This is a genomic window from Streptomyces sp. NPDC002156 (assembly GCF_053593675.1).
Map to the genome: position 1 here is coordinate 27,045 of NZ_JBSFDA010000012.1, position 25,165 is coordinate 52,209.

The window sequence follows — 25,165 nt, forward strand, 5'->3', positions numbered from 1 at the left end:
CACACGTCAACGCTTGTGACAGCTTCGGTTCCGGTTGACGTCCGGCGCGTTAAAACAAGTTGTTCGACCTGCCGAACGTTGTTCGAAAAGTCTTGACGCCCCTGGTCGCAGCGATTGACACTCTCGCAACGCGAGGACACACAGACGAAATCTGCGCCCCTCCGTCACCTCCCCCGTGCCTGAGCAGAGGAAGCCGAAACGATGCACCTCCCGAGATCGCGCGGCCGTACCAGACGCTGGTCGGAACGGCTCGCCGGACTGACCGCCGCTTCCCTTCTCCTCGGCCTGGCCGGACCGTTGGCGTTGTCCGCCCCCGCCCAGGCCGCCGCGGCCGACATCACCGACGGTCTGGCCCTCTGGTACAAGCTCGACGCGGCCTCCGGCACCGCCGTGGCAGACGCCTCGGGCAACGGCCGTACCGGCACGGTGAACGGCACCGCAGGCTGGTCCGGCTCGGGCGAGGGGCTCGCCTTCAACGGTTCGAACACCTACATAAAGGTGCCGGACAATGTCATGAGCGGGATGAACTCGATCACCGTCTCGATGGACGTGAAGATCGACTCCACGCAGTCCAACCCGTACTTCATCTACGGCTTCGGCAACACCAGCGGCACGGTCGGCAACGGCTACCTGTTCACCACGGGCAACTCCTTCCGTACCTCCATCGCCAGCGGCAACTGGTCGACGGAACAGACGACACGGTCCGCGGGCACCAACCTCCAGCGCGCGGTCTGGAAGCAGATCACCTACACCCAGACCGGCAACACGGGCGTGCTCTACGAGGACGGCGTGGAGGTGGGCCGCAACACCGCGATCACCCTCACCCCCGGCTCGATCGGCTCGGGCACGACCACCGCCAACTACATAGGCAAGTCGGTCTATCCCGGCGACAACCTCTTCAAGGGCAACATCCGCGACTTCCGGGTCTACGACCGGGCGCTGGCGACCACGGAGGTCGAGGAACTCTCCCTCCCCGTCGCCACGCAGGGCGTAGCGGCCGACAAGTCGGCGCTGACACTGGGCGACACGAGCGCGGTGATCGCCGATCTGACCCTGCCGAGCGCGGGCCCGGCGGGCGGTTCCGCCATCACCTGGGCGACCGACAACGCCTCCGTGGTGTCGGCGAGCGGTGCCGTGACCCGCCCGGCCGCCGGTCAACCGGACGGCCACGCCACGCTCACGGCGACCCTCAAGAAGGGCCCGGTCAGCGACACCAAGACCTTCGACGTCACCGTCCCGGCCACCTTCGACGACGCCACGGCCACCCAGCGGGCCGCCGAGGCCCTGACCGTCCCGAACATCGACGACGTACGGGGGAACCTCACCCTTCCCTCAACAGGCGTCTATGGCACGGCGGTTGCCTGGTCCTCGGCGAACCCGGACGTCGTCACGGCCGACGGTGTGGTCCACCGCCCCGCGCACGGCGACGGCGGTACGACGGTCGACCTGACCGCGACCGTCACCAAGGGCACGGCCACCACGACCCGCACGCTGACGGCGAAGGTCCCCGAACTCCCCGCGAAGGAAGCCCTCAAGGGCTACATGTTCAGCTACTTCACGGGCGAGGGCACCTCGGACGGCGAGCAGCTCTACGCGGCCCTCAGCAAGGGCAACGACCCGCTGAAGTGGCGGGAGTTGAACGACGGCAAGCCCGTCCTGACCTCCACGCTCGGTGAGAAAGGTCTGCGCGACCCGTTCATCATCCGCTCCCCCGAGGGCGACAAGTTCTACCAGATCGCCACCGACCTGCGGATCTACGGCAACGGCGACTGGGACGCCTCCCAGCGCACCGGCAGCAAGTCCATCATGGTGTGGGAGTCCACCGACCTGGTGAACTGGACCAACCAGCGCCTGGTGAAGGTCTCCCCGGACTCCGCCGGCAACACCTGGGCGCCCGAGGCGTACTACGACGAGAAGCTCGGCGAGTACGTGGTCTTCTGGGCGTCGAAGCTGTACACCACCGCCGACCACTCCGGCGACACGTACAACCGCATGATGTACGCGACGACCCGTGACTTCTACACCTTCAGCGAGCCCAAGGTCTGGGTCGACCGCGGCTACTCGGTCATCGACTCCACGGTCGTCCAGCACGACGGCGAGTACTACCGCCTCTCCAAGGACGAGCGGAACAACAGCTCCTCCACGCCCAACAGCAAGTTCATCTTCGAGGAGAAGAGCGACTCGCTGAAGAACCTCTCCTGGACCGCCGTCGCCGAAGGCATCGGCAAGGGCGTGATGAGCGCGGCCGAGGGCCCGCTGGTGTTCAAGTCGAACACCGAGGAGAAGTGGTACGCGTTCCTCGACGAGTTCGGCGGTCGCGGCTACATCCCCTTCGAGACGACGGACCTGGACTCCGGCGTCTGGACCCCGTCCACCGGCTACGACCTGCCGTCAAAGCCCCGCCACGGCACGGTACTTCCGGTCACCCAGTCCGAGTACGACCGGCTCCTGAAGACCTACCAGCCGGACCAGATCATCACGAGCGCCGAGGACGTCAAGGTCGAGACGCGGATCGGTGACGCCCCGGTCCTGCCCGCCACCGTGATCGCCGAGTCGGCGGACGGTGTGAAGCGGCCCGTCGCCGTCACCTGGGAGGCCGTGGCCGAGTCGCAGTACGCGCAGGCCGGCACCTTCACGGTGAAGGGCGACCTGGCGGGCGACTCCGCGATCGGGGTCACCGCCGAGGTCACGGTCTCCGCCGAGGGCCCGGACGTCCCGGCCGACCTGCTCCTGCACTACGACTTCGACGAGACCGGCGGCAGCATCGCCCGCGACTCCAGCGGCCACGGCTACCACGGCACCTATGTCCGAACTCCCGACTTCGGTACGGGAGTCGAGGGCGGCTCCTTCAAGATGTCCGGCGGCAACAGCAGTTCCAGCTCGCCGTACGTCAAGATCCCGGGCGGGGTCCTGAAGGACACGACCAGCGTCACCGTCTCCACGTACGTGAAGTGGAAGGGCGGCGACAACTTCCAGTGGCTGTTCGGCCTCGGCCCCGACAGCAACAAGTACCTGTTCGCCACCCCTTCCAACGGCGGCGGCAAGCTGTTCTCCGCGATCACCAGGGCCACCTGGTCCGGTGAGAAGCAGATGATCGGCGGCTCGCAGCTCACCGCGGGCGAGTGGAAGCACGTCACCGTAACGCTGAACGGCGAGACCGAGACGGCGATCCTCTACGTGGACGGCGCCGAGGCGGCCCGCGTCAGCGGTGTCACCGTCAAGCCGTCCGAGCTGTACGACTCCGCCAAGGACTACTCCGGCTACATCGGCAAGTCCCTGTACTCCCCGGACCCGTACTTCGGCGGCGAGGTCGACGACTTCCGGATCTACAACCGGGCTCTGACGCCCGCCGAGGTCCTGGAGATCAGCGGCAACACCACCGGGATCGCCGCGGCGACCCACCCGGCGCTGAAGACCGACGCGATCATCACCGACAAGGACAGCAAGATCGTCCTGCCGCTCACCCCGGGCAGTGATGTCACCGCCCTGGCACCGGAGTTCACCCTGGCCCACGGCGCGACCATCAGCCCCGCCTCCGGCACCCTGCACGACTTCACCGAGCCGGTGACGTACGAGGTCACCGGCTCCGACGGCAAGAAGCGCACCTGGACGGTGACGGCGGTCGAGATGAAGAGCCCGGTGCTGCCGGGTCTCAACGCGGACCCGAACATCGTGCGCTTCGGCGACACCTTCTACATCTACCCGACCACGGACGGCTTCGAGGGCTGGAGCGGTACGCAGTTCAAGGCGTACTCGTCCAAGGACCTGGTCCACTGGACCGACCACGGAGTCATCCTGGACCTCGGTCCCGACGTCAGCTGGGCCGACAGCCGCGCCTGGGCGCCGGCGATGGAGGAGAGGGACGGCAAGTACTACTTCTACTTCTGCGCCGACGCGAACATCGGCGTGGCGGTGTCGGACTCCCCGACGGGCCCCTTCAAGGACGCCCTGGGCAAGCCGCTGCTGAAGGCCGGTGACTACACGGGCCAGATGATCGACCCGGCGGTCTTCACCGACGACGACGGCACGTCCTACCTCTACTGGGGCAACGGCCGCGCCTACGTGGTCCCGCTGGGCGACGACATGGTCTCCTTCGACGCCTCGAAGGTCACCAACATGACGCCGAGCAACTACAACGAGGGCACCTTCGTCATCAAGCGCAAGGGCACCTACTACTTCATGTGGTCGGAGAACGACACACGTGACGAGAACTACCAGGTCGCCTACGCCACCGGCCCCTCGCCCACCGGTCCCTGGACCAAGCAGGGCGTGATCCTGGAGAAGGACCTCTCGCTCGGCATCAAGGGCCCCGGCCACCACTCGGTGGTCAACGTCCCGAACACCGACGACTGGTACATCGCCTACCACCGCTTCGCGATCCCCGGCGGCGACGGCATGCACCGCGAAACGACCATCGACAAGCTGGAGTTCGACGCCGACGGTCTGATCAAGAAGGTCGTCCCGACCCTGTCGAGCATCGACCCGGTGACCATCGTCCACGCGGGAGCGGACACAACGGGCCAGGAAGGCAGCACGATCCCGCTCACGGGCACCATCTCCGGTGCAGGCACGCCGAGTTGGAGCGTCGGGGCGGCAACCCCCTGCACGATCGCGAACAGCACCGCCATCCCGGCATCCCTCACCTGCACGGACAACGGCACGTACGAGGTCACCCTGACCGGAGGCCGCAGCACCGACACCCTGACGGTGACGGTCACCAACGCGCCCCCGTCGATCACCTCGGCCCAGGGCCCGAAGACCCCGGTCCCGGCGGGCAAGCGCACCCCGGCCGCCCTCACGGTGAAGTTCACCGACCCGGGCCGCTCCGACACCCACACCTGCGCCATCGACTGGAAGGACGGCACCACCCCGACGTCCGGCAAGGTCACGGGCGGCCTCTGCGAGGCGACCCACGCCTACCTCTCGGCGGGCATCTTCCGCCCGACGGTCACGGTGACGGACGACGACGGGGCCACGGACACGGCCCAGCTCGCCGAGCTGGTCGTGTACAACCCCGCCGGCCGCGCGACGGGCATCGGCGTGATCCCGTCCCGGGCGGGCGCCTACCCGGCCGACCCGGCACTGACCGGCAAGGCGGGCTTCTCCTTCGGCGCCTTCTACAAGAAGGGGGCGACGGTCCCGACGGGCACGGCGTCCTTCGACTTCACGCCGGACGGCAAGTCCAAGACGGGCGTGCGGCTGCGCGCCACGTCCTCCGACTGGCTGGTGGTGACGGGCTCGAAGGCGGTGTACCAGGGCTCCGGCTCGGTCAACGGCGTGAGCGGCTACGCCTTCCGCGTCACGGCCACGGACGGACCGGACACCTTCCGCATCCGGATCTGGAAGAAGTCCACGGGGGACGTCGTGTACGACAACCTCACGGGGACCGCGACGAAGGGCATCGCCATCGGCCACTAGGCCGGATGCACTGATCGCGCCGGACAGCAGTACCCGAGGGCGCGTACACCGAGCTGGGCCTGACCGCCCGCCCGGTGTGCGCGCCCTCGGCGTGCTGGTGCCCGGCTCCCTCCGTGTGGTTACCTGGCCGCATGACCGTGCTCGTGTCCCGCCGCCACGTCGACTACGCACGTGTCACCACCATGGGTTGTCCGTCCGCGAGCTGACACCACGCTCCGGCGTCTCCGGCCTCCGGCCGCCCCTTCTCGTCACCGCAACCGCGCTGCCCATGAAAGGCCCCCGCATGTCCCCCCGTACCGCGAACACCGCCGTGGCCGTCCACCCCCTGCTCGCCGAACGCTGGAGCCCGCGTTCGTTCGACGCCGCCCACACGATCGGTGACGAGGAGCTCGTCTCCCTGCTGGAGGCGGCCCGCTGGGCGCCCTCCGCCTACAACAGGCAGCCGTGGCGCTTCCTGGTCGGCCGCCGCGGCGACTCGACGTACGAGCAGATCTTCGGTGCCCTCGGGAGCACCAACCGCCGCTGGGCGGGGAACAGTTCGCTGCTCGTCGCGGCGGTCGCCGGGGAGCGCCTCGACGACGGGACTCCGCTGTACGGCGCCGCGTACGACACCGGGCTCGCGGTGGCCCAGCTGTCGGTGCAGGCACACGCGCTGGGTCTGCACACCCACCAGATGGGCGGCTTCGACCGGGACCGGCTGCGCACCTCGCTGGGCGTCCCGGACGGCTACCAGCCCCAGTCCGTCACCGCGATCGGTGCCCTGGCCGCGGCGGACCTCCTCCCGCCGGACCTGCGCGACCGCGAGACCGCCGCACGCGAACGGCGGCCCCTGGCGGAGACCTTCTTCGCGGAGCGGTGGGGCACACCCCTCCCGGTCCGGCACGAGGACTGAGAGCGGCACTCCGGGCACCTCGTCGGACAGCGATCCGGGTCCGGCGGGCTTGCCTCTGACGCATACGTCAGGGATTAGCGTGCGTCGACCGCCACGGCCGAACAGCGCCCGTGGCGCCGATTCCTGACGCCCCGTCAACTGACGCCTGGAGTTGCCGAGATGAGCACCGAGACACCGTCCACGACCCGGGAGATCCGACTCGTCAGCCTGCCCGAGCACCTGCCCGGGCCCGACCACCTGTCCGTCGTCGAGACACCGCTGCCCGCGCCAGGACCGGGCCAGGTCGTCGTCCGCAACCGGTACTTCCTCGTCTTCCCGGGGCTGCGCACACTCATCGTGGGCAAGGCCGAGGGCGTACCGCTGCCTCCTCTGCACGTCGGCGACGCGCTGTACGGTCCCGCCGTCGGCGAGGTCGTCGCGGTGGGCCCCGGCAGCGGTCTGCGTCCGGGCGACGAGGTGACCCACCTGCTCGGCTGGCGGGAGCACGCCCTGCTGGCCGAGACCGACTGCGCCCCGCTGGGCGATGCACTGCCCGACCCCGTGGCGTATCTGGCGTCAGGGACACCCGCGTACGCGGCGCTCTCCCGGATCGCCGCCGTGCGACCCGGCGACACGGTCCTCGTCACCGGCGCGGCGGGAGCCGTGGGGAGCCTGGCGGGGCAGGTGGCCAGGCTGCTGGGCGCCGGCCGGGTCGTCGGCACCACCCGCTCCCCGCACAAGGCCCAACGGCTCCGGGCAGAACTCGGCTACGACGCCGTGCTGGTGCCGGGCGCGACCCCCTTCGCCGAGCAACTGGCCACCGCCGCGCCCGACGGCATCGACGTACTCCTGGACACGGTCGGCGGCGAGCAACTGACCGCTGCCGTCGGCGCGGCCCGCCACGGCGCACGGTTCGCGCTGGTGGGCGCACTCTCCGGCCAGCTGGCGGCGGAACAGGACGGTGACGGCTCCAGCGCCCCGGCGCAGCTCGACACCTTCCGGATCATCACCCACGGCATCGCGCTCCACGGAATCAGCGGTGCCGACCTCGGCCCGGTCACGGAGGAGTGGAACAAGCGCTTCGGCGAGTGGCTGCGCGCCGGCGAGATCGTCCTCCCCCAGGTACGGATCCCGGGCATCGATCGCGCTCCCGAAGCGTTGCAGGAACTGTTCGAGGGGCGGCACACCGGAACGGTCGTCGTGGAACTCCCGTGACGGTGACCTGACGGCGCGCTCCTCGTACCGGTCGAGAGGAGCGGGATGCGGATCGGGGACGCGGCGGCAGCGGCGGGCACGACACCAAGGGCACTGCGGTTCTACGAGGAGCGCGGTCTGCTGCCGGCGCCGCCGCGCACGGCCGCCGGGCAGCGCGAGTACGGTCCGGACCACGTGGCCCAGGTCAGGGTGATCCGCGAGCTGCTCGCCCTCGGACTCACCGTGGACGACCTGTGCGGCTGCGCCGACCGCATCCCGCTGCTCGTCGACAACCCGAGCCGCCGGTGCAGCGGCTGCGAACCGGACGGCGCCGGCACCGGCGTCGTGCACCGCAGACTGGCGGCCCTCGACGCCGAGATCGACCGCCTGACCCGACTACGCACCCGGCTGGCGGAGCAGACAGCTCCGGCGAAGTGACCCAGACGGTCACGATCCCGCCGGTCCGCCGGGCGGAGCAGTCGACGTCCGCTCACAGGCCCTCGTGCGCTCGGGGCTGACTCCGCACCCCGTGGGACCCGCGGGCTACGTCGTGGGATACGCGTTGGCCGAGGAGAATCTCCGGCAGGGGCTGACCGTGATCGCGGAGTCGGTCAATCCACTGACCGTCGCGCGAGACAGCCGTGCGGGCGGGTGTGTCCGCCGTGGAGGTGAAGGTCGTCTGCTCCGACCGGGACGAGCACCGGGGAGTACGAGCCGTGGAACCGCGACCACGTCGTGATCGACACCGCGGGTGAGGAGCCCGGCGCATCACTGGCCTCGGCGCTGAAGGCCCTGACCGATCACGGATCGAGCCGCCACAGCCGGCACAGGCAGCGGGGTCAGTGGGCGACGGGCCAGCCGCTGCTCCAGTTCAGGAGGTTGATGCCGAGCTTCGGAGTGCCGTTGTCCTGGCCGTCGTAGTAGTGGTAGACGATCAGGTCGCCGTCCGCGTCGTTCATGATCGACTGTCCGCCGGGGCCGATGTACCGGCCGTGCGACTCCAGCACGGGCGTACCGCCGTTGTTCGTCATGGCGACGCCGTTCCGGTCGTAGTACGGGCCGGTGACGCTCGTGGCCCGGCCGACCTTGACCTTGTACGTGGAACTCGCGCCGGCGCAGCAGGTGTCGTACGAGGCGAACAGGTAGTAGTAGCCGTTCCGTTCGACGATGTACGGGGCCTCGACGGCCTTCGTCCCGGTGGGACGGGAGGCGAGCGAGTAGCGGGTGGTGTTGGACGCGAGCTGCTTCCCGGTCGACGGGTCGATCTGGATCATCTTGATCCCGGTCCACCAACTGCCGAAGGACAGCCACCACTTGCCGTCGTCGTTCACGAAGAGGTTCGGGTCGATGGCGTTGTAGTCGCTGGAGGTGGTGGATGTGTAGACCGTCCCGTAGTCGCTCCAGGAGCCGGGCAGTCCGGTCGTCGAACCGGCCAGCCCGATGGCCGACTTGTTCGAGCCGAAGGTCGAGACGGCGTAGTACATCAGGTACTTGCCCCCGCGGTACGAGATGTCGGGCGCCCACGCCTCGGTGGCGTACGACGACCACCAACCGGGCCTGGTGCCGAAGGCGTCCCCGCCCGCGCTGAAGGCGATCCGGTTGGCCGAGGTCCTGTATGCGAGGCCGCCGCCGGTGGCGTACAGCAGGTACTGGCCCGAGGATGTACGGATCATCGTCGGATCGTGGACCACGATCGAGCCGGTGACGGTGCCCGGGTTCGGATACGCGAACGCCGAGCTCGGGACGAGGGCGAGCAGGATCGCCGCGGGGACGGCGAGGAGAGGGGTTCTGCGGGTGGCTCTGCGAGCGTCTTTGCGGGAGGTGCGGCTCACGCGGATCCTCCTTGCATGGGGGGACGACCCCGTCCGGACGTGTTCGCCATCATGAACGTCGGTCACGACTTCGAACGGGACCGTAGAATCGAACCGCTTGCGCGTCAACGGTTCGCGCGGCGACTCCCGCCAGGGGTGCTGTCGTGTGGCTCGCCGGATCAGGGGTACCCGTACCGGGACATGACGACCTTGACGACCTTCAGGTCCTTCTTCAGGTCCTTTCGGGCTACCTGAGGAGATGACTCGGATGCTGCTCATCGGACTGCTCCTCCTCGCGGCCACCGGCGCCTTCACCGCTCTGGTGATCGCTGACAACCTGTCCGGCGGACCCGAGTACACCGTGTCGGTGCTTGGCAACGACATCGCCACCATGAACACCCTGGCCGTCTTCTGCTCCGGCCTCGCTCTGGCACTGATCTTCTGCCTGGGTCTGGCCATGGCGAAGCGCGGGTCGGCCCACAAGCGCCACCGGAGCCCGCGCACCCGCCGGACCCGGGTCACGGGCCCGGACACGATGACCGACCCGCACCCCCAGCACTGACCGGGAAGACAAATGATCAAGGGGCGGTTTCGGATTCCTCCGAAACCGCCCCTGACCTGCGACTCGTTCGAGTCGGGACGACAGGATTTGAACCTGCGACCCCTTGACCCCCAGTAGCTGACGCCCAGGTCAGGGGCGTCCACATAGTCCGGGGAGTCCGGCAAACGTCCAGGTCAGAGGCTCCTCATGCCGGATGGTGTGACACGGTTTGTGAGAAATATGTGAGACGCCCTCTCCCCTACATGTGGGGCTGACGCGCCACCAGAGCCTCGTAGACGAGCAGCAGACGCCCCATCGGCTCCTTGATCCATACGGCGCGTTGCACACAGCTAGTGGATCTATGCGGTCAGAGCACTAGCACGCTCCCTCCACGACGGCGCTTCACTCGGCTGGAGGGAGCGTTCTCACGGGGTACGCGCCGCTAGCGGTACATGAACGTCGGGATCAGACCGTTTTCATGGAAGCCAGTGATGAGTTCGCCAGCCTCACACTTCGGTGCGGCGTTCGCGACGGCCATCACGTCGTAGGGGCTTCCGTAGTTCCCCATCCAGTGCCACTGTCCGGTCGCCTTACTCTCGGCGATGCGCTTCTTGAGCTCGACCCCCTCTTCGGCGGAGAGGGCTCGGTCAGTAGGGATCTCCTGCGTAGTCATGCAAGGCTCCTGTCGTAGATGAGCTGAGGGGTCTATGCCAGAATCCGCCCCATTCACCCGATTCGCCACTTCAGGACTGTCGTTGCATGTGCACTGAGTCCGACTCTCGCTCCGAGCGGCAGCCCGCCCAGCCACGCGGCTCCAACGAGAAGCGATGCACGAAGCGCACCCGCTCGTCATGTGTGAGCAACGGGATGCCTCTACACGACGACGTCCTGGAGTGTGTTGAGCTGAGTCCAGCGCTTCTCAGCACGAACTGCACGAGGCAGCCGGTCAGCCTCTGAGAGCGGCCCCAAGTCCAGACCCGTGATCTCTGCAACGTCAGCGACCGGCACTTGGAAGGTACGGAAGGCGCCCAGTGGCGGAGGATCGCCAGCCCTTGCCGCGTCGGCCAACGCTCGGGCAGCGGCATCGCGGGTCAGGTCAGGGCTCTGGTCCAGGACATACGCGGTAGCCGCCAGCTCGCCGTCTTGCATGAACGCGGCGACCTTCCAGAACCGCAGCGGCACCTTGATGCCCCGGTAGGGCGGGTCAGAGTCCTCAAGCACTGGTCCGGTGAACACCGAGAGCTTGCGGTCGAACTGCTCGGCATGATCGAGCAGGAAGTTCTCCAACCCCAGCCACAGCTTCTTGCCCTGGTTGAAGATGTCCATCTGCGGAGCGGCGTTGGTGTAGTGGAACGTATCCTCGTTTGCCGTCTCCGCCTCATCTCCCACACCCCATACCGGATCAAGCCGGCGGACTAGGTGACCCCTGTCCAGCGGGTTGTTCTTGTAGACGGCGTTGCCCGCTTGCTGGCTGTCGGGAAGGCGTGGATCAAACCGCCAATCGTCGTCACGGTCTGCGTCGATCAGCTTTACGCCGTCGATGGTGACCGCCGTTGCCGTGGCCAGACGTCTGTCCGGACGGAACACCACACTGAAGTGGGTGTACGGGAGGACTACCGTCTCGATGGCCGGATCGGTAGGCACAGGCAGAGGGACGGTGGGCCCAAGAAAACCCGCATCGTAGCCAGCCCGGTTTGCCAACGAAGCACGCGTTTCGGGGAGAGTTGCCATATCTCCTTCAGTACCGCGCGCTTTTGATCAACACACCATTGCAAGGCCCTGAGTCATTCAGATGGCCTACGACATCGGCGCGTCCGATCGGGCGGTTGGGTCTATAAGCGGGTTCAGGTGGGAGTAGGTCACGGAACTAGTTCATTCGACACCCGCACCCCGATTGGACGGTTCATCCCGTCCGCCACCGAAGGAGACGTCTCCATGGCTGCCACTGGTATGTCCATTCACGTCGGGCTGAACAAGGTCGATCCCAAGAAGTATGGCGGTTGGGACGGCAAGCTCATCGCCTGCGAGAACGACGCACGAGACATGGCTCAGTTGGCCCAGGAAGCAGGGTTCACGGGCACGACGCTGCTCACGGCAGACGCGACGGTCAAGAAGGTCACCGCCGAACTCCGGAAGGCCGCCAAGAAGCTGGTAAGCGGTGACATCCTCCTCTTCACCTACTCAGGTCACGGCGGGCAGGTACCCGACCTCAACGGCCCCGAGGACGAGTCTGACCGGCTCGACGAGACCATGTGTCTCTTCGACCGGGAATACATCGACGACGAGCTGTTCAGGGAATTCGAGGGTTTCGCCGCGGGTGTTCGAATCCTGGTGTTCATGGATAGCTGTCACAGCGGTAGCGGCATCAAGGTCCGCGAGATCCTCACGCCCAAGGCGATGCAGGAACAGTTCCAGACGAAAGACCCCACTCAGGTCGAGACCACGTCCAGGCTCATGCCCCTGGAGAAGCAGGCCGAGCTCTACGAGCGGGACAAGGAGTTCTTCGACGACATCCAGCGCAAGTTGAACGCCAAGGACCATCGCGAGCTTGGCGCGACCGCCCTGCTCATCTCCGCCTGCCAGGACAACCAGCTGGCGGCTGACGGCCTGCGCAACGGCCTCTTCACTGCGACCCTGCTTGACGTCTGGAACGGCGGCAAGTTCACGGGTGGCTACAAGGCGTTCCACCGAGAGATTCTCAAGAAGATGCCGGCCACCCAGAGCCCAAACCTCTACATCGTCGGTCCGACCAACAAGCGGTTCGTTCAGGGAACGCCGTTCGGCATCTGAGAGGCAGAGGCACACAGGGGCGCTCGGGTCACCGAGTGCCCCTGATATATTGCGCGCTGGGCCCTCCGGGCTCTCGCCACTGTGGGAGCGAGCTGGCGAACCCGTACTCTCTGGCGACCTGCTCAAGCTCGGTGGTCCACGGCTTGCCGGTAAGCACCTCATTGAAGGCCAGCATCGCGATGTGGAAGATCCACAGGCAGAACAGCTGGCAGGCCACGAGCTCTTCGTGGATCGGCATCTGGTTGACGTGGAAGTTCTCGCCATCGTCCTTGAAGAACATCTGGGCGCCCGTGAGCGTCGGGTGCGCGAACCACGAATCTACTTGGTAGAACGTCCGTTCCTTGGTGAGGCCATAGCCCTGCATCAGGTGCTCGATCTTGGCCAGCCGCTCGTTGGGGTCCGCCGCGATGGTCTCCTTCACCGTCTTCACGGTCTGGACCATGACCTCGTAGGCGTCCTTGTAGCGGTCCTTCGTTCCGTCCGCCTTGAGGGCCTTGGCAAGCTGGATCTGGTCGTTCCCGAGCTTGCGGCTGTAGATGTCGCCTATCCGGTCGCCTTGGTCCACGCACCACCGCAGCGTGATGGCGTACTCCAGAGCACTCCGTCGGTTGGGGGACGCAGCGCCGCACGCGCCAGCCTGGTGCAACGTGAGGATCGCGCGCACCTGGTGAGCCACGTTGAAGAAGAGCCCCCAGCCGATGACTGCGGCACGGTTGGTGGGGTCGATGTGCTTGTACAGGTCGCCCGAGATCAAGTTCTCAAGACAGATCAGGGCTTCACCGGGGTCTGGTTCGGTCATGAGCTGCATCATGGCGGGGCTCGCGTCAGCCCCGCCACGCGTTTTCTGTATCCGTCCGGAGCTGTAGCGCCCGCCGATCCCAGCCCTACGGCTTCCCAGCACTGGGCAGCAAGATCGACGCGCACGTGAGCTTGTCTGACGCTGGCTTACAGGTGGCAGTGGGTTCGCTGTTGCCCCCTTGAGCAACTTGGATTGTGAGGCGTGTGGCCTCGCCGGCCTCCCACACGACTTCAAGCTTCTGCTCGATGTCACCATTACCGTCAGGACGAAGCACGGCCTTATAGACTGGCTTGTCATCTAGAGCAACTTCGCCTTTGAAACCTTGAGCCTCCACGACCACTGCTTGGCTGTTGGGTACACCATCGGCATCTACTGTGAAGTTGATTTTCACCGGAGAGCCAGGAACGACAGATAGGTTCGTGATATTAGGTCGGCCATGGCTCGTCGCATAATCTGCGACACCCGTGAGAGCGACATATAGTGCCGCGAGATATGCTCCAGTTCCAATCGAAAGAACCAACACTTGAATCCAGTTTTGGAGAGTGCTACTTCCGAGAAACAGCGACGCCATGCTCAAAGCCACAGCACCAAGGCCGAGCCCGATCACCCATTGGAAACGCCCTGGGTTGTTGTTGATTGCGGCGAGTAGATTTTCCTGCGAGATCCCAAAGGTAGTTCCGACACCTGCAACCGCAGCGAACACACCGGCTAGGGTTTTTGCGATCCCGGCCAGATTTTCGTCTACTACCTTTTCCCTTGACGATGCGGGTGCGGCCGGCGGTGGAGTATCCTCAGTTTTCGAGTCAGTCATAGCGTTCATACTCTCCAGAGAACGACCGGTGGCTACGCTTGTCAACGCAGATGATCCATTCGAGTGAATGACTCTGGCGCTACAGCGCAGCTACGGCGTTGCCCAGATCAGCCGCCAGAAATATAGGGAGAATGCTGTAGCTAGCAGGATGAAGAGTTCTGCCACAAGGACGGACTGGCGGAGTCTTCTAATGCGCAGGACCAACGTAGATGACTCTTTGATGAGAAGAAACGCCGCCACGAAGGCCACCGGAATGAGGATGACAGCGGCATCTTTTGCCGTAAGGCCGTGGACGTAGTCACCCTTTCCATCCCGCCAATCATATACGCCGCGCCAATACAACAAAGAAATACCACCTGCCGTTACAACCATGGCAAGGTAGAGGAACGAGGACATGAGCCGCGAGAGCCGGAGGCGGCATTTTACATAAATGCGCTCCGGACGCCCCCTTGTCGAATCCTGACGCAAATACAGTTCGAAGGTACTTTCCTCTTCATCAACCTTTCCATCGAGCCTCCTCTTTCTTTCATCCAACACTTCTGGCCTACCATGCCGCGATTTTAGCCGGACAGCCGTGTCGGAGACTCGAATACTGAGGTGATTGGTTTCCGCATCCGCGAACGCGACCATTTGCCACACAGTTTTTCCGTTCTTGTTCGCCAATGAAGCCGTTCGCGAAAGCCTCCTTTCCGGCTCGAAGTAGATTGCCCGCTTTTCCTCGACCGTGATAATAAATGGCTCATCACAGGGGACGACACACTTCGCAAAGGCCATCCAACGGTATCCGTACGCAAAATATGCGGAGAGGAATTCATAAGCGCGAATATTAGGGTTACCCTCATTGTGAGCTTTTGCCACAGCATCGCGGATATACCCCAAAAGATCCGTGACGTTTTGCACATCTGGACACGGACTCAATGCGCATCCCTTTTGCAGTAGCCGTCTAGCCCTTCGCTCGCGAAGCTCTTGAAAAAAGTAAGGTACTGCGATAATGGGATTTTGCGCACCGCTCGCATAGTCAGAAATTACATAGGACTCAGCTACCCGCCCGATCTCTTCTGAATCCACTCGCCACACATTATAGGAACTGGCGACTTGAACGTGAAGCTCGCGAGCCTCCGTGATGAGATATTGACGCTGCGCCAAATAGGATGGATACCCGAAACGACTATGCCTCCTCAGAACTTCCTCATAAGGGGCGGATGGATGATAGAAGAGGAACGTCAAGAAGTCGACCAAGTTCGATGGTTCTTCGCTAGCTGGCATGAGGTTAGCCCGTCTAGCGAGACGAACAACATGCTTGGCGGCGATCCTCGCACTTTCATCCTTAGAAATTCGATAGACATGCCGCCCGGCAACCTCGATTCGGAGATCAAGAAGAGGCACCTTAGGCAGTTCGGTGATGGGAAGCAGAAGTTTGAGGGTTCCCTTCTCTGACCTATCTAGCCCACTTAGACGCGACAGCTCACTCCTCAGTTCCTTCGCTTGCTCCGTATCAGCGCTCACCACGTCCCCCAGTGACTTTACGTGGATTTCTCGATGACGCTCTGACCATAGAGCACTTGAGAGTTCAACTCGTTCGATGGCACGTAGTCTCCAAGTCGGCATATTTGCAACCAGGGCTACACCACAACGATCAAAGCGTGTGCTTGATTCATTCATCGAGGTCTCTTCGCATTCCACATACGGGCGGGCGGCGACTTCCGTACCCCTACCCACAAGGGGGCTGACACCTGATCTGACACATGAGCACTTGATCCATTTGCCTCACAGAATTCACTCTTCCGATCGATTACCAGAACAGAGAGCCTGATTACGAATTTTCACTCCTTGACTTTCCTTCGCCCATCATATATAGGTAATATATCTATGGAAAACAAGGAGGGAGGCGGTAGCGAAAGCTCCACCCCAAAATCAGAAGAGCGCCTCAGAGATAAAGAAGCTACACGAGAAACTCGCTACCAGGAGGCAACCGACAAGTTCTTTACCGAATTCGAGAAACGACTCGACTCCGATAACCCAATGATGGAATCCGAGTACAAAAAGGGACTAAAGAATTTGATGCGCCTTCGCTCACGGAGACAGAAGAAGGCGGATAGACGCGAGCGCCGTAACATGACAACTCACACTAGCTAACGCACATATCGCATGCACTTTTGTAATATGCCTTACATCTTTTCCCTGTCTGACCTCGTATAATCCGTCCTCATATGACAGAACGAGCAAGACCCACATTCGATGAACAAGCAGTCGCCAAGGCGTTAAAAACGAAGGCCCAGGAGGTCACTGATCCCGCCTACGGGCAGGGGCAACACTTCCAAGTCCATTCGGACAAGGCATTCCTGAGTCTCGACGCCTTCCCCGAGGCCGGCGTCTCCCGCATCACGACCAAGAGCGCGAGGATCGAGTTCTTTGGTGGCTCACTCCCCCACGTCGAGGACGAGGGCATCGTCTTCTTACAGAAGGACGAGGAGCACGAGCACTCAACGGTTGCACTGCATCCCGATGGCGCGTTGACACTGGGGTACCAGGTCGACACTGGCCCCGCCTCCGTCTCCGGCCTTCCTGAGGATGTTGAGGACACCGCGCAGATCATCACCAACCACGAGGCGGTTCAGACGCCTGCTGCGCCCAAGGATTCTGAACCGGAACCAGCACCGGTCGTTGTCACGGGCCCCAAGCCTCCAGAGAAGGCCAGCGGCCCGCAGCGCATGCCCGGTGCCTTCCCTGACGAACGACCGATGATCCAGCCTGTCTCTGCGCCCGCGTCGCCAGAGCCTGAAGCGAATGACTCGCCAACCTCAGCCAGCAAGTCCAATGGCCTTCCGTCAGACCATCCGTTGGCCCGCGCCGCACGGATCAGAGAGAAGGACGACCAGGCCCACGAGGAGAAGACACCCGAGACCGCAGACGCCGAGCCATCCGCGAAGGAAGCAGGCGGAGAGCGCGTCAAACTGGTTGGGAGACTTGGCCGTACGCCCACGTTCCGAACGACCGCTTCCGGCAAGCTCGTTGGCAAGTTCCCCTTGGCTGTCCACCTGGAGAACGGCGAGACCCAGTGGCATGACGTCCTCGCCTTCGGTGACCGGGCGGCAGCTCTTGAGAAGCGAGCCGAAGCAGACGAACTTGTGAAGGGTCGTGAGGTAGAGGTCGTGGGTTACGTCCACGAGCGGGAGTACAAGTCGCGGAGCGGCGAAACCAAGAAGGCGCGGGAGATCAACTCAGTTGCTATAAAACGACGTTGAGGGCACGGACCCCGGATTCTCCGGATTTTCTCGTTCCATCATAACAATGAGACGTGCACTTCTCCCGCGCACCTATGGGGACGGCAGATGCCGTCCCTTTTTGCATCTTGACTTCCCACTTCCCGATATGAGATATAGAAAGATGTATGCCAGAAGGGGGAGAGCAATACAAACCACCGAGTGAAGAACAGCAGCCCGAGACTGTTCAGCGATTACCTATTGAGTCTGTGCAGACAAGGGAACTCGCGGATCAGAACCTCGTCGCCTACGTGACCGGCGAGATCGCACGCATGGCACAGGAGCAGGGAACGCCTGAAGAGCGCGCTGCCAAATTGCCCAAGGTGCGCACAACCGAGGGCTACCTGTATCACGACCTCTATGACGTTGGTGTGGGTCTTCGCAACCACGGGCTACAGACTGGCGAGACGCCAGCTGCTTACCAAGACGTGCAGGCTGCGCGATGCGCTTACGCTCTCCTTGCCTACTCTCGTCTTAGCCCTGATCTTGAGCAGTGGGAGGCGATCGGTACGGTCTGGCCGGACCTACGCGAGCGAGGAACCGACAAGGAGCCCGGGGTGTCCTCCGCTCCCGGCATCAGGCTCACAGAGCGCCAAGCCGAGCTCGTCTCGGCAGTAGCCCAGCAGGCAGGTATCGCGTACGACCGGTCCGAGAGATTCGTCTCCGCCGCGCCGGCCTTCGCGGCATGGGGCCGCAGTGCCGAGACTCCTCCAACATCCCACTGAGCGCCGTCAGCGTTTCGTGTCTACGCTTGAAGTGTTGCCACCGTCGACGTACGGAAGGTTTCACGAGTGTCTGCGGACTTCCTGATCGGCACAGACGAGGCTGGCAAGCCCGTCTATCTTCCGGATGCCGTTCGGTGCGAACACGTAACGATCATCGGGGCGACCGGCACAGGAAAGACAACGCTGCTTGAGCGGCTAATTTTGGCTGACATTGAGAATCAGACCTCCTGCGCCCTCATCGATGCCCACGGAGATCTTACAGAGAACCTTCTGCGCAAGACCCCTATTGATGCCAAGAGCCGGATGCACCTCCTTGAAGTCTCCGAAGATAGGCCTTTTGGCTTGAATCTTCTGGAACGGGAGCCGCAAGAAGGGATAGATGTTGTTGCTTCAGAGGTCCTTCTCGTCTTCAAGCGAATGTTTGAAGGAGAGTCTGAGTTTCGCCCGCAGCTCGAAAACGACCTTGACCTCATTATTCACACGCTCTTGGCGACCGGGGGATACACGCTCGCCGAAGCACTGGAGCTATTGCACAACAAGTCCTTTCGAGGCTGCCTGACGAGTCGTCTTACCAATCGAGCCCACCTCGTGGCTTGGGAAGAATATAACTCGCTAAGCCCCCGGGATCGGAGTAATCGCAACGCCCCCCTCTTCAACAGGTTGAATCCATTCTTGGCCTCAGAGAGGATACGCAATATCGTTGGCCAGTCTAAGACGACTGTCCCCCTTCAGTGGGTAATGGATACTCCGGGACAGGCTCTCCTCATTCGACTTCCGGTCGGCGCTCAGGGCTCAGAACTGGAAAGCAAGTTTCTGGGCAACCTATTTGTATGTCAGCTCGCACGGCTGATCTTTCGACGCACCGGGTCTTCCAGCAGGAACCGATTCCACCTTTATCTTGATGAGTATGGGAGGTACGCGACTCCCACAACAGCCCGCCTTTTCACGGACATCCGCAAGTACCAAGTCGGATTGACTGTTGCGCACCAGACTTTGGCTGATGTCGGGGACGAGAAGCAGAAGACAGCAGAGCTCCAGGCCGGCACTCTCGCTTGCTTCCACCCTGCTAGCGGCTCGGATGCGGATGAGTTGTCCCGATCCATGCCAGTTAGCCCTAGGCCAGCTGAGAATCCGCCTTGCGCTATTTCACTTACGCCTGTGCGCCAGCTTCTCGATGGCCGTCATCAATCTGCTGTAGTCCAAGCCATAACACGGAGGCTACTCATTCCACTCCAAGAACTGATTGACTCAGGTTCGAACATTGGGGTGACATGGAATCACACTCGTGGCCATGATCCCTATCCTGGCTACCAGCTGAGAAACGAGGAACTGAGAGATGGCATGAGGCTTTTGAATAGCCTTCTTGTTGATGCCATGAAGCAAGAGTTGGTTCCCGGGCCTAAGTCCATCGATTTCGTTTCACGATTCGCTAGCGTCATCGTAGGCCTCAAGTTTTATGTTGGCGCCGATTGGGCCACCGGATCCGACGAGGAAATTACCGGAGCCACGCGGGAACGGCTCGCACATATTGACATCCTACTGACCGTTCCGCAAATAAAACCTATTGAAAGGCGCGATTTGCGCCTCGCCGTGAATCCGACACCCTGGGACAGCATGGGCTTTATAGGAGATCTTTATTCTCTTTGCAAGTTGCTTGCCAGAGATCCACTGTACTTGTCACTTCCTGGACACCAAGCCCGCCCGCAACAAACCTACGCAGATGCGCAGGCCGAGTTGGCGAACGACATAAGAAACCTTCCTAATCACTATGCCTACGTGAGGATTCGCACGGCAGAGGACGTTCGAGTAGTCCGCGTTCAGCTATCTATACCTGCTGAGGGTCCGATTCGTATTGTGACACCCAAGCTGCTCCTACCAGGGGGCAATAGCGTGCCTAGATCTCCTCTTTTTGAGGACGATTTTAAGATGCTCGCCTCACAGGTTACAGTTGGCGATACCGTTCTGGAGTTCACGAGAAAGGCTAAGCAGTATATAGCTGAGATGGAGACTGCTACATATCACATGCGGCGTCGATGCCACGAGCAGTTCGGGACGCCCCGCTCAGAAGTCGAGGAGCAGATTCGCAAACGACAGATGCGACCGCCGCCGGACGATGGCCAGGCAGCCAAACGCACAACTAAACCCAAAGGTCCGCCGCCTCCTGTGTCGCCACCACCTAAATCGACGATAGGCCGGAGGTCGCCACAACGTGATGATGCTGTACAGCGTCAACAGACCTATTTGAGTAATAGCTCGACCAGTATCCGCGTCTATGAACTTGCTAAGGAGCTGGGCGTGAAGAACCAGGTTGTTATGGACAAAATCCGGGAAATCGGCGAGTACGTCCATTCAGCGGCTTCAACCATTGATGCACCTGTAGCATACAGACTTAGACAAGCCTTCCAAAAATTGGCCCATCCTCCAAGAATGCACCGCGAAGAATGAAGATAGCCGTTCTTACAGCACTCTTACGGCCTCAATCAGGAGTTCTCACGCATGTCTGGCAAAGTGTTTCAATGAAGAAACCTTCCGAGCCACACCACCACGGATTGCCCGCCGTTCTTCGGGTCGGCGAGGCCGATCACCAGATTCTCTCGGCGGTGAACCGGCTCCAGTACATGACGGCAGCCCAGGTGAGCCGCCTGGTGTATCCCGGCCTCCATGACGAGAACCGCTATGCGCAGCGTCGTCTGCGACGACTCGCCGAGGCCGGCTATCTCCTCAGGCTTCGGGAGCTGCCTGCTCCCCGAGTTGGTTCGGCACCCCACGTTTTCACTCTGGCCGACAGGGGCCGCCAGTACCTCGCCGGTCGTGGCGTAGGACTCGCCAGCACGTACTACCGCCCCTCGGAAGAACACCGGAAGGCGCAGGACAACCCCTTCATGGAGCACACCCTCGCTGCGGTCGACGTTCTGGTAACCGCCGAGTGCCTATGTCGCGAGTTCAGCGTCTCGATGCCCAGACTTCTCACGGAGCGCCAGCTCAAGCGGAGTCCTCTCCGTGTTCAACCTGCGGGCCACCTGGATGCTCCGCGCATGGCCGTAATCCCTGACGCGTGGTTCCAGCTCACTGCTGTGGGACAAGACACCGTCTCGATCGCCCTGGAGCTTGATCGCAGTACCGAGCACCAGAAGCACTGGCGCCGCAAGGTCGCCTCCCTCACGGCCTGGGCCACAGGGCCGTACCGCGAGGCCTTCGAGACCGACAACCTCACGGTTGCTGTCGTTGTACCAACAAGCGCTCGTCGAGCACAGCTCTCGGACTGGACGTGCCAAGAGCTTGACGCCATTGGTCACCCGGAACTCGCTGATATCTTCCTCTTCAACGAGGCCTCTCCGGTCGACACGGACCCGTTCGAGTACTTCTTCTCGCTCCGTTGGTACCCAGCAGGATCGGAGGACGCGGTGAGTCTGCTCGACGAATCTTCCAGCGACCGCGAACTTACTTCTCCGCCTCAGGACGCGGGGGCTGAGGAGCAGACCAGACCGAGCCCAGAAGCTACCGACTTCTCATGGGCTCTCATGGACGACCACGACGAGGAGGAGGTGGAGCGCCAAGTCGAATGAGGATGTTTCCTGCCCACCAACCACGCATCCCACTCGGCACGTATTGGAACTGGTTCCTTCCGCGAACCCTGTACTTACCGCTTGAGGCTGCGCGCACCCACATGCACGTGCTGGGCAAGACCGGCTCGGGCAAGAGCTACTTCCTCGCCTCCCTCTTCCTCTCCCTGTATCTGGCCGGTCAGCCCGTCACCCTCATCGATCCACACGGCGATCTCGCACAGCTGGTGCTCGCTCAGCTCGCCGCCCAAGGACAGCTCGCGACCCCAGAGCAGCGACAGCGGCTCATCTACATGGATCTTCCGGCAGCAGCCGCAGAAGGTCGTTACCTTCCCTTCAACTTCCTCGCCCAGCCCTACGACGATCACGCGATGGCCGAACACGTCACCGAGGCAGCAAGGCGAGCGTGGCCGGAGCTGGCCCACGGCGCCCCAACCTTCGAGAACATCCTCAAGCACTCCGTTGTGGCGCTCCGGGAGGCAGACCTCCCCCTCACGAGGCTCTCGGATCTGCTCACCGATACGGCCTTTCGCAACGAACTACTGCGGACTCGCGTCCGTGACCCTCAGGTGATCCGCTTCTTTCGACTGCGTATGGATCAGTGGGGACGAGACGCGCCCGCGATGAAGGAGTCCACCCTCAACCGGGCTGATCTCCTGACCCTCTCCCCCATCCTTCGCTACGCCCTCGGCCACCAAGACAACGTCCTGGACTTCCGTCGGCTCATCGACTCGGGTACGTCTCTGATCGTCAACCTGTCGGTGGCATCCCCGGACACGCGCCGGCTCTTTGGGTGTCTCCTCACCGTCGGCATGGAGACCGCAGCTCTCAGCCGCGCCAACCTCCGGGCAACCGGCCGACGACTCCGAACACCTCACGTTCTGATGATCGACGAGTTCTCACAGTTCATGGCGCAGAGCGAAGAGAGTCTCACGCGCATGCTCTCCGAGACCCGTAAGTACAAGCTCTACTGCGTGATGGCTCATCAGAACTGGAGTCAGGCTTCAGACCGGCTTAAGGGAGCACTTCAGAACGTCGGCATCGAGGCCATCTTCAAGGCAGGCCGCCCCGACGCCGAGTACTCGGCCCGTCTCTTCGGGACGGTCGACACCGAGGCCGTCAAGCACGTGGTCTCAGACGAGTCAGCCGAGAAACGTACGCATCCCACCTACTATCCACTCCCCGAGCAGTGGGAGCACAAGACGCAGGAGATCCAGCAGCTCGATGTCGGCGAAGCCTTCATCCGCCTCCCCGACGATCGCCTCCAGCGCGTGCGTACACCAAGACTCCCCGAGCTCCCCGCTGTCCTCCACGGCCTGGACGCCATCGAGCGCTACTACCTCGATCACTACTTCGAGTCACCGCCTCCCATCGAGGCCGCAGCAATCGCGGCCGTGGCGACTCGTTCTCGCATCAGTCGACGGCCAGGAGCGCGGAGACCCAAGTCCGTCGCTTCCTCCAGAACTCTTTTTTCCCATTCAGGCCGGAAAATCGGACGTTGACTTTCAGATGTCCGATTTGTTATAAACAGAGGGCTATATGAAGTACATCGAATCAAAATCAGGAGTGGCCAGCGGCCATCCCGTCATCAAAGGAACTCGGATCCGCGTCGCCCATATTCTCAAATTGCGCCTTGACGGTCTCAGCTTGGAAGACATGCACGCATGGTACCCATGGGTTCCCGCGACGCATCTGCGCGGAGCCATCGATGAAGCGCTCCAGCACATTGACCGCCCTATCCATGCCTAAGTCATTCCACAAGCACAAACTTTTATTCGATGAAGGTATGCCACCACGCCGGTGGTACCCCCGTCTTAATGAACACTTCGACGTGAAGCATATCGCTCATGACTACAACATGGCAGGGGCCGACGATGCAGACGTCTATGAACTCGCCTGCAAGCAGCAACGAATTATTGTCACCATAAACCGCGACGACTTCTTGACCCTAGCTGGCACTCATGAGGACGCTGGCGCGATATCTGTCCCTGATGGTCACAACGCGGCGAGGACCGACGGCAAGCTCACCTCATTGCTCATGCGTCATGGGCCAAGGTTTTTCCAAGGACGCCTCATCGCCTTGGGCGGAACGGAGGCCAAATCATGAGCATGCACAGATCACACCCGGCGCCGGTGAGAAAGAAGAGCACATCATTGACCTTCACCGACGACGAGCTCACCGAGCTCGCCTACCATTTAGCCGCAGGCGACGTCCTCCTCAACACGAAGACGCGACTTCTCCCTCGCGTTCTAGAGTCGATGGCTCGATCTGATCTTAAGCCACCATCCAGCGTTTGAACTCAATACTACTTTCCTTCCCTCCCTTAATTGACGGTCTCTTGCGGTCTTCCCTCTCGGGTCAAGGAACGGCCGAGGCCAGGCGTGCGAAGTCCTTGACGCGCAGGGAAGCTGCGACAGCCTTACGTCATAGGGAGGAAGGAACAGTCCTGTAGCTTGGAGACTCAAAGGGGTGCCATGTCGCAGAAGAAATGTCTGGCGACGGGGTTTGGAAGCTACGGAGAACTTTTTACTACTTGTGGAGCCCCATAGTTAAGACTCCACCGAGTAGCTTAGCTTCCGTCCTTTTACTAGGACGCAGCAACCCTTGCGTTCCTTAGCTCCTGCTTTTAAAGATCTTATAGCCTGCAGCGATGACCAAAACGCCTAGCGCAATGCCAACACCTACTATCCCGCCAGCAGCCTTGACGTCGTGGATTGCCCCAAGGCCGGGGATTTTCAGTAGTGCCGCGCAGTCAGGTCGCTCATGCATTACAGCGGTGAAGGTGTCGAAGCCGCCCAATTTTTGCGTGAACAGCGATGGCCGCGATGGCCGCTCCATCGAACACCGAGCTACGGCATTTTCAGTGAGAGGACCCGATGCTAGAAAGTACCCCACCACGCCGAAGATGCTGGTACCTATTGCGCCTGGTAGCAACGCCCTAGCTGCTGCACCCATAAAGCCCGATGCAGTGTCGTTGTCGGTCATTGACCCTCCATAGTCAGAGCGTTTCCGACGGTGCGGTGCAGCGAGGCATCCCACCTCGACCGCGCCCCTTCCGCGCTTCCAGGAGACCAAGCGAATGTCTGATATGTACAGATCTATCTTTTACTTACGATTCATGCAAGAATGCCCCGGAGTCCTCTTGTTCAATAAGCAACTTCTCGGAGTAAGTACCGAGCGTGACAGTGGAGTTCCGGCGGTGGCCTGAGGCTTTACCCACCTGCCTCGTGTTGGGGCCCGAAAGCAGGCAGACCTGATCGGGCACTTGCGAGCAGCTGTGGTGCTGCCCGATTTCCACAAGCGTGCGGTCTGCCTGCTTCCCAACACGATGCAGGACACCGGCCAAAGCCTCAGGACGAGGAGCCTGCCGGTCTACGG

General features: G+C 62.5%; 21 protein-coding genes. 14 read left to right on the forward strand and 7 right to left on the reverse strand.

Annotation, left to right across the window (positions count from 1 at the left end):
* The first annotated feature begins 201 nt into the window (after positions 1 to 201).
* From ACWCRB_RS08160 to ACWCRB_RS08175, 4 genes are all read left to right on the forward strand, one after another.
* Entirely contained in the window at positions 202 to 5,418 is a 5,217-nt protein-coding gene (locus ACWCRB_RS08160; protein WP_450995244.1) for a family 43 glycosylhydrolase, read from the forward strand.
* A gap of 283 nt (positions 5,419 to 5,701) precedes the next feature.
* Positions 5,702 to 6,310, forward strand: coding sequence for a nitroreductase family protein (locus tag ACWCRB_RS08165; protein ID WP_450995245.1), 609 nt, complete (start codon positions 5,702 to 5,704; stop codon positions 6,308 to 6,310).
* A 159-nt stretch (positions 6,311 to 6,469) separates the two neighbouring features.
* Entirely contained in the window at positions 6,470 to 7,504 is a 1,035-nt protein-coding gene (locus tag ACWCRB_RS08170) for an MDR family NADP-dependent oxidoreductase (RefSeq protein ID WP_450995246.1), read from the forward strand.
* A 45-nt stretch (positions 7,505 to 7,549) separates the two neighbouring features.
* Positions 7,550 to 7,921, forward strand: coding sequence for a MerR family transcriptional regulator (locus ACWCRB_RS08175; RefSeq protein ID WP_450995247.1), 372 nt, complete (start codon positions 7,550 to 7,552; stop codon positions 7,919 to 7,921).
* Between the two features lie 401 nt (positions 7,922 to 8,322).
* Here ACWCRB_RS08175 and ACWCRB_RS08180 read toward each other — a convergent pair whose 3' ends face one another.
* Positions 8,323 to 9,315, reverse strand: coding sequence for an arabinan endo-1,5-alpha-L-arabinosidase (locus ACWCRB_RS08180; protein WP_450995248.1), 993 nt, complete (start codon positions 9,313 to 9,315; stop codon positions 8,323 to 8,325).
* Positions 9,316 to 9,562: 247 nt separating this feature from the next.
* Between ACWCRB_RS08180 and ACWCRB_RS08185 the strand changes: the two genes are divergently transcribed.
* The gene (locus ACWCRB_RS08185; protein WP_450995249.1) at positions 9,563 to 9,856 is read left to right on the forward strand and encodes a hypothetical protein; all 294 of its coding nucleotides are present in this window, start codon (positions 9,563 to 9,565) and stop codon (positions 9,854 to 9,856) included.
* 421 nt (positions 9,857 to 10,277) lie between these two features.
* On the opposite strand, the gene ACWCRB_RS08190 is transcribed toward ACWCRB_RS08185, so the two are convergent.
* Positions 10,278 to 10,508 carry a hypothetical protein gene (locus ACWCRB_RS08190; protein WP_450995250.1) on the reverse strand — a complete coding sequence of 77 codons (231 nt, stop codon included), beginning with the start codon at positions 10,506 to 10,508 and terminating at the stop codon, positions 10,278 to 10,280.
* Positions 10,509 to 10,708: 200 nt separating this feature from the next.
* A complete protein-coding gene (locus tag ACWCRB_RS08195) occupies positions 10,709 to 11,479 on the reverse strand; it encodes a DNA/RNA non-specific endonuclease (protein ID WP_450995251.1) in 771 nt (256 codons plus the stop codon).
* 291 nt (positions 11,480 to 11,770) lie between these two features.
* On the opposite strand from ACWCRB_RS08195, the gene ACWCRB_RS08200 reads away from it, so the two are divergent.
* Positions 11,771 to 12,625: a caspase family protein gene (locus ACWCRB_RS08200; protein WP_450995252.1), complete on the forward strand. Its 855-nt coding sequence runs from the start codon at positions 11,771 to 11,773 to the stop codon at positions 12,623 to 12,625.
* Positions 12,626 to 12,653: 28 nt separating this feature from the next.
* On the opposite strand, the gene ACWCRB_RS08205 is transcribed toward ACWCRB_RS08200, so the two are convergent.
* From ACWCRB_RS08205 to ACWCRB_RS08215, 3 genes are all read right to left on the reverse strand, one after another.
* Entirely contained in the window at positions 12,654 to 13,424 is a 771-nt protein-coding gene (locus tag ACWCRB_RS08205) for a DUF5677 domain-containing protein (RefSeq protein ID WP_450995253.1), read from the reverse strand.
* 85 nt (positions 13,425 to 13,509) lie between these two features.
* A complete protein-coding gene (locus tag ACWCRB_RS08210) occupies positions 13,510 to 14,235 on the reverse strand; it encodes a hypothetical protein (RefSeq protein WP_450995254.1) in 726 nt (241 codons plus the stop codon).
* Positions 14,236 to 14,325: 90 nt separating this feature from the next.
* On the reverse strand, positions 14,326 to 15,303 hold the full coding sequence (locus ACWCRB_RS08215) for a hypothetical protein (RefSeq protein WP_450995255.1): 978 nt from the start codon (positions 15,301 to 15,303) through the stop codon (positions 14,326 to 14,328).
* A gap of 27 nt (positions 15,304 to 15,330) precedes the next feature.
* Between ACWCRB_RS08215 and ACWCRB_RS08220 the strand changes: the two genes are divergently transcribed.
* The 8 genes from ACWCRB_RS08220 (at position 15,331) to ACWCRB_RS08255 (ending at position 23,893) form a co-directional block, all read left to right on the forward strand.
* A complete protein-coding gene (locus ACWCRB_RS08220) occupies positions 15,331 to 15,672 on the forward strand; it encodes a hypothetical protein (protein ID WP_450995256.1) in 342 nt (113 codons plus the stop codon).
* Positions 15,673 to 16,445: 773 nt separating this feature from the next.
* Entirely contained in the window at positions 16,446 to 17,480 is a 1,035-nt protein-coding gene (locus tag ACWCRB_RS08225) for a single-stranded DNA-binding protein (protein ID WP_450995257.1), read from the forward strand.
* 146 nt (positions 17,481 to 17,626) lie between these two features.
* Positions 17,627 to 18,223 (forward strand): hypothetical protein, encoded by a 597-nt coding sequence (locus tag ACWCRB_RS08230; RefSeq protein ID WP_450995258.1) that lies wholly within the window; start codon positions 17,627 to 17,629, stop codon positions 18,221 to 18,223.
* 66 nt (positions 18,224 to 18,289) lie between these two features.
* Positions 18,290 to 20,668, forward strand: a complete 2,379-nt coding sequence (locus ACWCRB_RS08235) for a translation initiation factor IF-2 N-terminal domain-containing protein (RefSeq protein WP_450995259.1) — start codon at positions 18,290 to 18,292, stop codon at positions 20,666 to 20,668.
* A gap of 71 nt (positions 20,669 to 20,739) precedes the next feature.
* Positions 20,740 to 21,789: a replication-relaxation family protein gene (locus ACWCRB_RS08240; protein WP_450995260.1), complete on the forward strand. Its 1,050-nt coding sequence runs from the start codon at positions 20,740 to 20,742 to the stop codon at positions 21,787 to 21,789.
* Between the two features lie 2 nt (positions 21,790 to 21,791).
* A complete protein-coding gene (locus tag ACWCRB_RS08245) occupies positions 21,792 to 23,288 on the forward strand; it encodes a type IV secretory system conjugative DNA transfer family protein (RefSeq protein ID WP_450995315.1) in 1,497 nt (498 codons plus the stop codon).
* 37 nt (positions 23,289 to 23,325) lie between these two features.
* Positions 23,326 to 23,535, forward strand: coding sequence for a DUF433 domain-containing protein (locus tag ACWCRB_RS08250; protein WP_450995261.1), 210 nt, complete (start codon positions 23,326 to 23,328; stop codon positions 23,533 to 23,535).
* Positions 23,495 to 23,893 carry a DUF5615 family PIN-like protein gene (locus ACWCRB_RS08255; protein ID WP_450995262.1) on the forward strand — a complete coding sequence of 133 codons (399 nt, stop codon included), beginning with the start codon at positions 23,495 to 23,497 and terminating at the stop codon, positions 23,891 to 23,893. Before ACWCRB_RS08250 ends, ACWCRB_RS08255 begins: the two co-directional genes overlap by 41 nt.
* A 507-nt stretch (positions 23,894 to 24,400) precedes the next feature.
* On the opposite strand, the gene ACWCRB_RS08260 is transcribed toward ACWCRB_RS08255, so the two are convergent.
* A complete protein-coding gene (locus tag ACWCRB_RS08260; RefSeq protein ID WP_450995263.1) occupies positions 24,401 to 24,772 on the reverse strand; it encodes a hypothetical protein in 372 nt (123 codons plus the stop codon).
* Between the last annotated feature and the right edge of the window lie 393 nt (positions 24,773 to 25,165).